This window comes from Nocardia altamirensis NBRC 108246 (assembly GCF_001612685.1).
GTDB classification, from domain to species: domain Bacteria; phylum Actinomycetota; class Actinomycetes; order Mycobacteriales; family Mycobacteriaceae; genus Nocardia; species Nocardia altamirensis.
The window spans coordinates 72,685-86,307 of the sequence record NZ_BDAY01000017.1 but is presented as its reverse complement, the minus strand read 5'-3'; the positions used below and the strand labels follow the sequence as shown (position 1 = coordinate 86,307).

General features: G+C 67.8%; 8 protein-coding genes. All 8 read left to right on the top strand.

Going from position 1 to position 13,623, the window contains the following annotated elements; translation table 11 throughout:
* On the top strand, positions 1-260 hold a 260-nt coding region (locus tag NA11_RS45585), incomplete at its 5' end, for a hypothetical protein (RefSeq protein WP_167837623.1).
* Complete coding sequence (locus NA11_RS11950) at positions 260-574, top strand: hypothetical protein (RefSeq protein WP_069161915.1); 315 nt, start codon at positions 260-262, stop codon at positions 572-574. The genes NA11_RS45585 and NA11_RS11950, both read left to right, overlap by 1 nt.
* 73 nt (positions 575-647) lie before the next feature.
* The gene (locus tag NA11_RS11945; protein WP_069161914.1) at positions 648-1,100 is read left to right on the top strand and encodes a YbaB/EbfC family nucleoid-associated protein; all 453 of its coding nucleotides are present in this window, start codon (positions 648-650) and stop codon (positions 1,098-1,100) included.
* A 219-nt stretch (positions 1,101-1,319) separates the two neighbouring features.
* Positions 1,320-1,805 (top strand): YbaB/EbfC family nucleoid-associated protein, encoded by a 486-nt coding sequence (locus NA11_RS11940; protein WP_069161913.1) that lies wholly within the window; start codon positions 1,320-1,322, stop codon positions 1,803-1,805.
* Between the two features lie 144 nt (positions 1,806-1,949).
* Positions 1,950-2,267, top strand: coding sequence for a hypothetical protein (locus NA11_RS11935; RefSeq protein WP_069161912.1), 318 nt, complete (start codon positions 1,950-1,952; stop codon positions 2,265-2,267).
* Positions 2,268-2,286: 19 nt separating this feature from the next.
* Positions 2,287-2,796, top strand: coding sequence for a YbaB/EbfC family nucleoid-associated protein (locus tag NA11_RS11930; protein WP_069161911.1), 510 nt, complete (start codon positions 2,287-2,289; stop codon positions 2,794-2,796).
* A 14-nt stretch (positions 2,797-2,810) separates the two neighbouring features.
* On the top strand, positions 2,811-13,205 hold the full coding sequence (locus NA11_RS11925) for a WXG100-like domain-containing protein (RefSeq protein ID WP_069161910.1): 10,395 nt from the start codon (positions 2,811-2,813) through the stop codon (positions 13,203-13,205).
* A 39-nt stretch (positions 13,206-13,244) separates the two neighbouring features.
* Positions 13,245-13,541 carry a hypothetical protein gene (locus NA11_RS11920; protein ID WP_069161909.1) on the top strand — a complete coding sequence of 99 codons (297 nt, stop codon included), beginning with the start codon at positions 13,245-13,247 and terminating at the stop codon, positions 13,539-13,541.
* Positions 13,542-13,623 lie beyond the last annotated feature (82 nt).

The window sequence follows — 13,623 nt, the reverse complement described above, 5'->3', positions numbered from 1 at the left end:
AGGCCAACTCCGACGCCGAGCCGACCTTGCCACCGTCACAGGCCAGCCCCCGCGCCGAGACGCCATACCTCGGCCCAGGCAAGGACATGAAGGCGAAGACCAGACCCAAGTTGATCGTCGATTGGGGGCCGATGCCTGCCGGATTCGAGGCGCCCGAGGCACCGACCGCCGAGGACTGGTTACCACCCGATCACGAGCATGCACCCAAGCCGGACCCCCAAATGTGTGACGACGAACCAGATGTCGAGAAGGAGCGGTGATGGTCAACGAAGTGTCCGTGAACCCGGACCAGTTGCGCGCGGCGGCGGAACTGTCGGCCGGTATCGAACAACGCATCGACTACACGATGCAGAGGTTGCAGACGTCGCTGATCGCGGCGGGAACCGCGTGGGGCAAAGACGGTTTCGGCGACAAGTTCGCGACGGGCTATCTGCCCGCGCGCGAGAACCTGACCAAGGGCGCCGAAACGATGGCGAAGACGTTCGGCGCCATCGCGGACGGACAGGTGAAGGCCGCGGCGCATCTGGATGGTCAGGAGCACTACAACACCAAGGTGTTCGGTCTGTCCGCCTGAGCCGAGTATGCGGAGAACGCTGACCACCAGGGCTGACCTGGTGTCGAGAAGATATGCGACAAGCGGAGGTTCGATGACGAACGAGCGGTTGAAGGCGGATGCCGCGATGCTGATGGATGCGCTCAACGACCAGCTGGCCGGCATCGCCGAGCTGCAGAAGAAGCGCATGCAACTGGTCGGCACCGCGTCGGTATGTGACAAGCGGATACACGTGACCGTCAACGCCACCGGCGTCCTGATCGACACTCGATTCGCCGACGATATCGGCGATCTCACCTTCGACGAGATCGCCGCGGCAATGACCGAGGCGGTCCAGGCGGCGGCCGCCGATGTCGAACGCAAGGGTCGGGAGCTCACGGAGCCGCTCCTCGATCGGAAGGCACGGCTGCCGAAGCTGTCCGAGCTGGTCGAGGGTGTCCCTGAGCTCGGGACACCGGCGCCGCTCACGCCACCGGCTGCCGCGGCGCCTGACGGCTCGGTCGAGAACTCTCGCCCGCGTTCGGTTGTCGCCGAACAGGATTGGTGACTGTCGAGCCGTCAAGGTCCCGTCAATGCCAGCTCGGCAGGTGCGGCAGCCGGACCAGCGCCGTGGCGATGTTCGGCGAGAGTCGTTGTCCCGCTGGCGGCATCAGGACGTCGTAAATACGGCACATCGACGATGGCCTGCGGCGTAATTACGTGTCATCGTCGGGTCCAGGGGACCGGTCGCCACTGCGGGGAACCGCGAGCCCACAACGGAGGCTGTGTGACCAACGATTGGGCGAAGGCCGAGATGTCGTCGATGCTCGGCGAATTCGAGCAGCAGCTGGACATGATCGGGCGGATTCGGCGGGAGCGGGCCCAGATCCGCGGGCGGGCGTCGGTGCGCGGCCGACGAGTGACTGTGCTGGTTGACGTCGAGGGTGCGCTCCTGGACACGACATTCGGTGCGGGCATCGCGGATCTCGACTATCGCGAGATCGCGAAGGCAGTGACCGAGGCGGCGAAGCTGGCGGCCGTGGACGCGGCACGCCAGGCGCGAGAGTTGATGGCGCCCTTGCTTGTTCAGCGTGCTCGCATGCCAAGGCTGCACGAGTTTGTCGACGGTATGCCGGATCTCACAGATCGGCTCGGCGAGCGAGAACCCGGATCGACCGACACCGCCGAGAACGGCGATTTCAGCGCAGGTGCCGAACCGTTCGCCGAGGTCATAGGACGAACCAGGTCGGGGGTCACCGACTCCGGCTGGTGACACCGGTAGGGCGCTGTGTGGTAACTGCGGCGGCACTGTCCGTTCATGTTCGGGCTACGAGCATGTCGCCAACGGCTGTCAGTGTCGAGAGCACGGGTGTGGAGGGTGCGGAGGGACCGCAGGGCACGACAGGAGCGAACAGTCATGGCGCCGAACGTCGAAAATGATCCCGATCTGCTGCGCAAGGCCGCGCAGAACAAGACAGGACACGTGCGCGATCGGCTCAACAGCGTGCTGTCCACGCTGGAGGCCTCGCTGGCGGGCCGGGGTAGACCATGGGGCGACGACAAGATCGGCCATCAGTTCTTCGACGGTGCGAACGGCTACGGCATCGGGCGCGAGCACGCGACCAAGAATGTCCAAAACGCCTCGACCAGCTTCGACAACTTCGAAAAGGGCCAGGTCACCTCGGCAGGCATGTTGAAGACCATGGATCACGGCAACGCGCAAAACTACCGGTGATCCTGGATCGGACCAGCGCATGACAAACGAATACGCCAAGGCCGAACTCGCCTCCGTCTGGGAGGAAGTGCAGCTGCAGTTCCGCTCGATCGCACAGATCCAGCAGGCACGCGCCGAGCTCACCGCGAGTGCGACGGTCCGCAAGCGGGTGACCGTGACGGTGAATGCCGACGGCACGATCATCGACACGAAGTTCGGCCCCGGTATCGAGGAGCTGACCTTTCCTGAGATCGCGAAAGCGGTGACGACGGCGGCGCAACAGGCCTGCGCTGAAGTCGGCCGCAAGGCGCAGGAGTTGGTGGCGCCGCTGCAGGAGCGGCGTGCGCGGCTGCCGAAGGTGTCGGATCTGATCGAGGGCATGCCGGACTTCCAGGCGGACCAGCCGATCGAACCCGAGGTGCCGCTGGCGCCACCGGGGTCGACGCAGCGCCAGGATGCTGCCGACAATGCCGGCGCCGCTGCGGCATTCAGCAATGTCGAGGCGCACACCTTGAATCGCGGCCGCGGAGTCACCCAAGCCAGTTGGTAGGCGGGTAACCATCGATGGTTGAAATCCCAGGCGCGCTGCAATGGCTGCTCGAGGTCGTCGCCGGATCCGAGTATCCGGAGGGCGACGCGGATGGCATGCGCGACGTGGCGGGCGACTGGCGCACGGCCGCAAAGGAATTGCGCGCCATCCTGGCGGATATCGATATCGCCAAGGAGGCGACCCGCGGCGCCTATCCGCAGGGCGCCGGTGTCGAGGCGATGCTCGCCGATCTCGACGTCTATCGCAACGGCGACCAGTCATTGGAGTTGCTGGCCAAGGACTTCGAAAGTCTGGCCGAGTCGGCGGAGAGCGTCGGCACCGAGATCGAGTACGCGCAGTTGATGGTGATCACCTCGATCGCGTTGCTCGCGTTGGAGATTGCGATTGCCTGGCTGTTCCCGCCGACGGCGCCCGCGACCGAAGCGCTTGCCATCATCGGCACCAGGGCCACTGTGCGATGGATCGCCGCGCGCCTGATGAACCGGATCGTGCAGCTGCTGTCGAAGGTGCTCGGCAGGAAGCTGGCCAACTTCCTGGTCAGGCACATCGCCATCGACACGGTGATCGGCACGGGGCAGGACCTCGGCATCCAGTACTACCAGAAGCAGGCAGGGCACCGGAAGGACATCAACTGGCAGCAGGTCGGCATCACCGCGATCGCCTCCGCCGCGGGTGCCGGGGTGGCCAGCCCGATCGGTGAAGCGCTGGGGAAACGGCTCGGCCGGTCGGTGGACGCGGACGGCAGGCCGACGATCAAGCCGTGGGTGAGTGGGGCGATCACCGGTACCGTCGCAGGCACGGCGGGCGCCATCGGCGGCTTCGCGGGCAGTATCGGCGCGCAGCTCACCATCGCCGCGTATCAGGGTGACGGCAAGTGGGATTGGGGCAAGGCCTGGGACGGCCTCAATATCAAGGACCAGTTCGACTGGCGGATGTTGACGGCGGGTGCGACGAATGGGGCCATGTCCGGCGGCAACCGGGCCAAGGCGGACAGTTTCTATCAAAACCGGCATCCCGACTGGTATCGGCCGAGTGGGCCGGAAAGTCCCGATAGTGGTCCGCCGCCTGCGCACTCGCCATCCAGTAGCCCGCCGGGTGGCAGCGACAGTTCGCCGCACACCACGAACACCGGCCCGAGCGCGTCGACCGGATTAGGCACCGGCAATGGTGCCCGCGGTGCGGGCGATGGTTCGACAGGGGTACGCCCTACCAGTGTCGCGGCGTCGAATGGTCATGGTGCGGGCGATAATTCGACCAACGGCCGGGTGGCGAGTGATGCGTTGGCGCATGCCGACGACCCGGGCGATTCGCATGTCACGGGTGATCTGTCGACGAATGGTCATGCCGCGGGCGACAATTCGACCAACGGTCGAGTTGTCGACGATGTGCTGGCTCACGGTGATGACGCGCCCGTTCAGCAGACATCCGGCGAGGGCGGCTCGGACAGTGGTGCGCGCCTTGCCGGTGAACCCCTGGCGGGGACGAACGACGTGGGCCGCGCAGACGACGGCGCGACCGCGGACAATCGCGCGGGCGCACCAGCGGAGCAAGCCCATACCCCGGTCGCCGGGCTCGATGCCGGCGTGCACGCGGAACCCGCACCCACCGTGCACGACGCCCCGACGGCAGACGACGGCCCATCCGTCCACACCGAGCTGGGGCATCCTGAACAACAAGCACATTCGGATAACGGAGCCTTCGCACCGCTCACCGATAGCCCTGCACCCCACGCGGATCCGGTCGCGGTGCACGACGGCAACAACAATGGCGCCGGCGATCAGCCGCACAGCAAGCCGGTGCAGTCGGCACAGCTGCCCGCCACCGGCGTCGATCGGACGGCCTCCGTCGATCACCAGCCGCGTGTCGGCGGCACCGAGGAAATCGGTTCCCGCCACGACAATGCCGCGGCAGCACAGACCCCGCTGCCCACGACGCCGCACACCAACGCGGCCACCCCGACGGTGCACGCCGGGGAGCCGCGGATCGGATCCGAGCCCCGCGGCGGTGCCGAACCACGCTCCGGCCCAGAGGCCCGTGGCGGTTCCGAAACACGCAATAGCGCACCAGCATCCGCTACTCGCGCCGACGCCACGACCCGGCAGCCGGGCGATGCGGAGTCGCGCGGCGGTGCCGAGCCGCGAGCAGGCGCGCCCGAACGCCGCGTAGCAGCCCCCGAGCACCGCGCCACGGTCGACGGCAGCGTGGCTCGACCGGCTCGCGCCGGTGACGAGTCGGCGCGGGCGACGGGGGATGGGCAGTCAGTTCCTCGTCGTGGCGCCGCGGATCCTGCCGGACTCACGGACAACGTGGTGTTGTTTCCGCTGCACGCCGGCGATCTCGGCGGGAATGCACCGGTCGCACGTGGCACGGCCCGACCGGAACTGGGGGACAACAGGTTCCGGCCTGCCGAGCCGCCCGCGCACGCCGACCAGGATCGTTCCGCGGCCATGGAGGGGGAGCCGGGCGGCGACCACGAAGGTCAGGCGGATCGTGCGAACGAGGATGCCACGCCGCCGATCGATGACGAGTGGTCGAATCGCGACGCGGCTGACATCGAGCGGGAGCTGAAGCAGAAGTACGGGTTCGAGGAGATCGTCGGGTTCGACAACCCGCGTGTGCCGGTGGAGGTGTTGCGCGAGTTCGCGCGGGCGATCGACGAAACGCTCACCGCGCACCCGGAAATCGACCTGCGCGGCCTCCGGATCGAGCCGCTCGCGCCCAACAGGGAGACCGGCGCACCGGTATACGCGCGCGCTCACTACGACGTGGACCCCAACGACATCTACTCGTATTTCACGAGCCGCATCACTCTGAACGCCGACTTCGCCACCAATCCGGAACGGATGGCGGCCTCGAAGCTCAACGCCGAGAAGAAGCACCACACGCCGCCCGGCGCGGCCGCTCGCCCGGTGTACGCGACGATCCTGCACGAGCTGGGGCACGCGCTGGACTTCGCGGGCGGCATGCGCGCCCGCAGCCAGATCGAGGACCTGCTGATGCAGCACTACGAGGCGACGCGCGGCCACCTCGATCCCGACCACTACAGCGTCTGGCTGAATCAACTCAGCGGCTACAGCTTCGACAAGCACGGCAATCTGAACCTGCCAGAGGCGCTCGCCGACGCCTATCTCGATGTGCAGCTCAACGGCAGGCACGGCGAGCTCAGGCAGGACGGAACCAAGGGCAAGGCCTCCGAACCGGCGACCGTGCTCTACGACCTGCTGATGCACGAGTCCACGGGTGACGCCGAATCCTCCAACCGCCCGGACGACGTCATCATCGGCCTGCCGCCGACCGAGGACCCGGGCACCGCACACACCGAAAAGTCGTCGCCACAAACTGAATCCGGAGCACGCGAGGCGCCGAACCCGCGGCACCACGACGCAGAAGGTCCGCCGCAGGAAGACGGCACACCCGACTCCGAACACCCGGCTTCCAAGCGGCCTGGCGAGGAGTCGGAACCCGCCGACCCGACAACCGCACCACCCGATCCGGCGGTCAAGGACGGATCGCAGCAGCAGGGCGAGCCGACATCGCGACCGAAACCGCCTGCCCCCGAACCGGAGTCGGGCCGTACCGAGCCAGAAGCGCGCGGACCAGGGCCACAACCGCAACGTCAGCCGCAGCAGCGGCCGAACCCTGGTTCGTTGCCGCGCTTCGCCGAACCGGGCGAGACCAGGCCGCATTTCCTCGACGTCGATGGCGAGCAGGTGCCGCTCTGGCTGCGCGCCGTCGGCGAAAAGCGGTGGGAGGTCGAGCTACGCCCACAGCACGAGCCGGTGCTCAACGAGCCGGAGCCGAATCAGGGTGCGCCCGAGAAGGAACCGTCGACGAAGCCTGCCGAGCCGGAAGCGAAGCCGGACAAGCCGTCGAGGTTGCGCAAGCTGTGGGATCTTATCCGCGCCGGATACGAGGGTCTCGTCCCGAAGTACCCGTCGGGTTCCGGCGTAGACGGTGCAGGACAGTCGTTGCTCGGCCATGAGGCGGGTGTGCCGCTGACCAAACACACCGACCAGGGCGACGTGCTGCAGACCAAGTTCAATCCCGCGCGCATCCTCAAAGAGGGCGCGACGATGTGGAAGAACCGGGAGCTCATCCCGTTCCTGAAGCACCTGACCAGCCGGATCCCGGACCAGGCAGGCAACTACCCGGTGCCGAAGACGCGCGACGGCGAGGAGTACCGCTACTGGCTCGACGAGGCCGATCCGGAGCTGGTCCGCAAGGAGCTCGGGGTCGACCTCGAGGACCTGCGGCGGGAGGCTGCCGAGGAGGACCGTCGCGCCAAGGAGAAGGCGGAGGCCGAAGCACGGTCCGACGAGTCGACGACGCTGCCGGAAACGCCGGAACCACCACGCGTGCACCCGGATACGAGCGGTGTCTTCCGCGAGCTGATGAACGAGCTGGCAGGCGCGGCCGACCATCGGGCGGAGCTCTCCGAAGCGCTGCGGGACCATGCTCGACAACTCGGCGTCGACCTGCCGGAGCAGGTCACCGTCGAGGATCTCCGTCGTGCGGTGCGGGTGCTGGAATATCAGCAGGTCCGCCGGATCGGCGCACTCGCAGGGCTGGTGGATGCCGCGCGCCGCTACAACTTCGAGAACCAGCGCATCCCCTACAGCGACCACGTCAACTTCTTCGACGCCGACCCGATGAGCCGCTTCCTGCGCGAGGTGCTGCTCGCCAACGACCAGGGCACCGCCATCTTGGACTGGGAGGGTGTGAACAACGGCGGCGAACCGGGCCGGGACTGGGGCGATCTCAGCTATTCCGACCAGCCGGGCCGGGACGAGGGCATCCCGATCTACTTCGAGAACGCGCTGCGCCGTGACCAACTCAAGGACGAGCGGGCGGTCTGGGCACAGCTGCTCGGCGTCGACCTGGCGGCACTCGGCGAGCGCGGCGCCGAGACGCTGGTCGAGCAGCTGCACCAGATACGCAACAGCGCAGGCGATCTCGCGAATTTCCGGACGGAGGTCGACCGCTTCGTGCGGGCCGACATCGAGGTGGACGAGCTCACCGGGATCGTCTCCGACATGGTCTTGCGTGGCTCGATCGAGTCCGACGGCGGCTTCGTCTTCCCCGACGTCGACGGCCTCGGCCTGATTCCCGGCGAACCGGGGCAGCGGCCGCGGCTGGTGGTGATCGATGGGCGGCTCGAGCACGATCAGGTGCTCGCCGATGCGCTGGCCAACCATCCCGATCTCGCCGAGGCCGTGAACACCGGGCTCGTCGATGTCGTGCATCGCGTCGCGCACGTCGAACCCGACGGGACCGTCCGCATCGGCGAGACAGATCCGTTGCAGGTGCGCCACATTCACGAGGAGGTCGACGGGCGCACGCTGAAGGTGACGACGGTGCGCGACGACGACGGACAGTGGCGCCCGATCGTCGACAGCGAGCACGACGGGACGGGCGTCAGGCCGCCGGAGCGGTTGACTCGCGAGGAGATCGAGGCGCAGCGCCAGGAGCTCGGCGATCGCCTCGACATCCCACCCGGCGACCGGGATTCGCCGGAACGGCTGCGGCAACTGCGCCACGAGAACGCGATTCGGGCTGCCCAGATCGAGGCGGTCATCGACTACGCCCGCACGGCATGGGATATCGACGACTACCACTCGCACGAGGATGCGCGCTGGCAATTTGCGCACCGGCTCGGCATCGACAACGAACCGATGACACCGCAGCGGGTGGCCGAGGCGCTGATCAATCCGAAGCTCGGCAAGGCGCGGCGGCTGCAGGCGGTCGAGGACATGGTCGCCTACGCAAAACTGTTGCAGGGCAACGACGCCGAGAACGTGCTTGCCGCGCGGGATCGACTTGCCGCACGTCTCGGCGTCGGGGAACGACCGGGGCGGTTCCCGAAAGATCTGTATCCGCTGAAGTTCACGTCGGACCTCGCGCATCGGGTGCCGAACACCAACGCGATCGATCCGAAGAAGTTGGCGCAGGCGATCGGCAAGCTGGCGCGCAGACCGAGCGAGCGGGAGAACCTGGCCGATGCGCTGGCCGAGTACTACCGGACCATCAACGAACTCGATCCGTTCGATGCGGTCACCCGTGGCGACAAAGCGGTCGATCCGCGCGTCGCCGATGTCGAATTCTCCGTGCACGACAAGGCGATCGACCATTTGCTCGAGGTGGTCGGCGATGTCGACGCGCTCACCGACGCGCTGGACGGCGAGGGATTGGTTGCCGCGCACGAGCGGGATCCCGACCCCGATGACCGTGGTGCGAGCCGGGACTGGGCCAGGACCGTCGGTGTCGATCTGACCGATGCCGACGCCAAGCGGTGGGCGAAGGTGTACGAGGTCTACCGCGACGGCAAGATCGACAAGAAGGAACGTCTCACACCCGCCCAGTTGGCCGAGGTGCAGGCGGCGCTGCGCGACGAAGTCAGCAGGCGCGGTGCGGATCTCGACCGAATGATCGAGCTCACCGATCAGGCCGCCGCCATGGACGCCGCACAGCCGCCCGCGCGGCGAGACGACCCAGGAACGCGGCCACCCGACGATCCGCCGCTCGCCACGCCACGGCCGCGGCCCGATGTGCCCGACTCGGACAGCGGGGGCAGGCAGCTGCCCACCGGCGACGTGGGCGACGGCGCGACGCAGCAGGCGCCGGATCCGCAAGGCGGACAGGCTCCGCCGCAGCACACCGGTGACGATGTCGATGCCGCGCGCCAGCTGACCGATCGGCTGGCCGCCGAGAATGCCGCCGCGGTAAGGGAATTGGAGCTCGCCAGGGAGGCGCGGCAGGCCGCGATGCGCGGACTACCCGTCGACGAGGCAGGGCTGACCGAGGACGCGCTCGACGGCACCATCGAGTCGTTGGCGACCAAGACCGTCCGGCAAACACCGGGTGGCAACGAAATGGCGGAGTACCAGGCCAGGGTCGCGGCGCTCGAAGAAGCGGCTACCACATACAACCGGGCCGAGGCGAAGGTCGCGTTCCTGGACGACATGGTGGCGCGCGCCATGGAACGTGAGGCCCTCGCCGAGGCGGGCGCGCACACCCTCGGCGTCAACGATCGGATCGGCGTGGTCGACGGAGATCCGCCGCGCATCGTCGTTGTCGGCTGGCACACCCCTGGTGACGTGCGCGCCGAGCTCGCCGCCGCACACCCCGAGCTCGCCCCGATACTGGCCAGACCCGACATCGTGGTCAGCCACGTGGAGATCACCCACACTCCGGACGGCCGAATCACGCACGTCCGCACCGACTTCGGCCATGATGGCGCCCGCACCCGTCAGGCCGAACCACGAGCGATCACCGACGGCACCGTCGACCCGATCCGGCAATTGGTGCAGTCGCAGCAGCGGACCGACGCCGATTTCGAGGCGCTGCAACGCCGCAACGCCGAGCAGCATCGAGATTCGCTGCAGGACATCGACGCTCTGTTCGACGACTTGCAGCGCCAGCTGAACGAGCGCTACGACCAGGCAGGGGAGGCGATCCAGCGCCGGGTCGTCGAAGCATGGCAGTCCTCGGAGCGCACTCAGGCCGAATTCGACGCGGTGCGCCGCCGAATCGCCGAGCAGCACGATGCAGTGCAGCAGCGCACGGACGCCGATTTCGATGCGCTGCAACGTCGGATCGTCGAGCGGGACGAGGCCGGACGCCAGCAGGTCGAAGCCGGCTTCGAAGCGGTGCAGCGCGCGAGCGATGAGCGCTATGCGGAGGCGCAGCGTGTGCTGGATCAGCGGATCGCGGAGGCTTGGCGTCAGCTGGACGCCGATACCATTGCGCCGCTTGGCGATAGTGATACGGCCTACCAAGCGGCGCGGCAGCGGACCGAGGCGGATTTCGACCAGCTGCAGCAGCGGATCGATGAGCGAAACGCGGAATCGCGCAGGCAGGCCGAGGCACGATTCGATGAGCTGCAGCGCAGCATCGATCAGCGCTTCGCCGAGGCACGGCAGGCGGCCCAGCAACGTGCCGAGGAGGCCTGGCGTGCGCTGGACGAGGCGGTCGCCGCCGCACCGCAGAGCGATATCGCCGCGCAGCATCAGGCCGCTCGTGATCGGATCGCCGCGGATTTCGAGGCGCTGCGGCAGCGGATCGATGAGCGAAACGCGGAGTCGCTGCGGCAGGCCACCGCCCGGTTCAACGAGGTGCAGCGCGCGAGCGATGCGAGGCATGCGGAGTCCGAGCGGGTGCTACAGCGCCGTCTCGCCGAGGTGTGGCGCCAGCTGGACGAGGTCAATGCCGTTGCACTGCCGAACGATATCGCCGCGCAGCATCAGGAAGCGCGCGATCGCATTGCCGCCGACTTCGATGCGTGGCAACGTCGGATCGCCGAGCAGAACGCCGAGTCGCGGCAAGCGGACGAGGCACGATTCGATGAGCTGCAGCGGCGCATAGATCAGCAGTACGCCGAGGCGCAACAGACGGTCCAGCGCCGTGCCGAGGAAGCCTGGCGGCAGCTGGACGAGGCCAATGCCGTTGCGCCGCGGAGCGATATCGCGGCGCAGCATCAGGCCGCTCGTGATCGGATCGCCGCGGATTTCGACGAATTGCAGCGCCGGATAGATGCGCGCGATGCGGAGTCGCGGCAGCGGATCGCGGCGGGTTTCGACGAGGTGCAGCGCGCCAGCGACGCGCGGTACGACGAAGCGCAGGGTGCGTTGCAGCAGCGGATCGATGCGGCATGGCAGTTGGTCGATGAAGCAGTACCGCCTGTGCGGCAACAGAATACGGGTCAGGAAGGTGACGTCCGGGTCTGGCCGCCGACGCAACCGGGTGGTTCGACCGGTCTTCGGCAGGAACCCGGCGGGTCCGATCCGGCGAAGTCCGAACCCGGCACCTCCGATGGCACCGACGAGCGTGGTTCGGATGGCGTCGGTGCCAAGCCGAAACCTGCCCCTCGCCAACCTGGTTCGGGTGCTGCTGAGGATCCGCTGACCGGGTCCACTGGCACGGCGGAGCCCGTATCTCCCCGGCGAGAAGGCGGCAAGCAGGGTCCGCCGGATGGCACGTCGAGTGAGGACGGCGAATCCGCGCACGAGCCGTCGTCGAATGGCACGAAGTCCGGAGATGACGAGCAAGGCCCGCCGGACGGTACTTCTGGCGACGACAGCGAGACAACGCCAAAGCCGCCCGACAATGCGACGCGGCAGCAGGGAGACGATGCGGAGGAGCCGCAGCGCCGTCCCATTGCCAATGACGACGATGGGCAAGACCCGCCGGACACTCGATCGACGGAGGGCGACGATGGGCCGCGTACCGCTGGGCAGCGGCCGATTTGGCGTTCGCACATCCCGCATCTGCCGCACGACTACGACTTCGACCTGCCGGATATCCAGCTCTTCCCACCGGTAGTCCCACAGCCTCCGGTGCCGCCGCAACCGCCGACTCCACCTCAGCCGCCGCCGACTCCACCTCAGCCACCTCGGCCTCCGGTGACTCCACCTCAGCCGCCGGTGACACCGCCGCAGCCACCTCGGCCGCCGGTGACTCCACCGCCGCACCTGCCGAAACCGCCTGAGCTTCCGGATCCACCTAATCCACCTGAGTTGCCGGAACTTCCTGAGCTCCCGGAACTTCCTGAGTTGCCGGAACTTCCTGAGTTCCCGGAACTTCCTGAGCTGCCGGAACTTCCGGATCTACCGGAACTTCCCGAGTTACCGGAGTTGCCGGATCCTCCTGAGCTGCTGCAACTCCCGGAGCAGCCGGTACCGGAACCACCCGAGCTTCCGGCACCGCCGGACTGCCCTGCTCCGCCTGAGCCCGAAAAGCCGGAGCGGCCTGACCGTCCACCTCTGCCGGACGCGCCACGCCTGCCAGGCTTGCCGCACCTGCCGGACGGCCCGGGTTCGCCCGATGCCAGCAGAGACGGATCAGCAAGTCCTGCAACGGGATCCGCAGATCCTCGGCAGAACAGGAGCCCCGTTCCGCCGATACCGCCGATGATTCCGCCCATCGTGCCGCCGTCCGGTCCGACGCGGCGATCGCGCGCCTTCCCGCGGGCCTCGGCGCACGGCAACGGCCTCGGCGGTGCGGCCGCGAACGGGCATGCCGGCGGCACAGGCATTGTGGTGCGGTCGCATTCGAGCTTCAGCGAGTTCGCCGACTTCGATCCGGCGACCGGGGCATTGCGCGGTCTCGCGGTGGGGATCGGCACGCTTGGTGGCGTCTACGGCGAGCTGGGGGAGTTGCCGGTCGTGTTCTACCGAGAGGGCGCGCGGCTCATGGTGCGGGCCGGTGACCGGGTGATCGACCTGGACGCACCGCACGTCGGCGCCGAGTGGCAGCGGTCCGACGACCGGATGACGCGTTTCCTGCTGACCGCGGCGGGCACCGTGGTCTGCGATGTGCGCTACCGGTCCGTCATGCCCGATATCGACCTCGGCCTGCTGATTCGCGACGTGCTCGCCGACCGGGATCGTCGTACCCGGATCTTTGCCGGATGAAGAGCGCACGGACAATGACGAAGAACCGAGGAGGTATCGATGCGCGAGGATTTGCCCACCGACGATGAGCTGCGGAGCAACTTCGAGGAGCTGCTCGCCTCGGTGACGAGTGGGTCCGGCCTGTTCACCGAGAGCGGGGTGGACACCGAAACCGAGAATGCCTTGCTCGCGATCGCCCGCGCCTACCCCGAGGTGCCTGACGACCTGATCGCCGCAGCCCGCCGCGCCTTCGCCGGTCAGCTGGACGGCTCGAACGCCGCCGCAGTCAAGGCGGCAACCGAACGCAAGATCGCCGAGATCAACCGTCGCCGCGCCGAGCGAAACGCCACCTCCTGACGCGCGGTCAGCAGCATGCCAACGATCGCCGCTATCGCCTGTGCTATCTGACGAATTCGTCTGCTTGCTCTTGCTAGCGCCC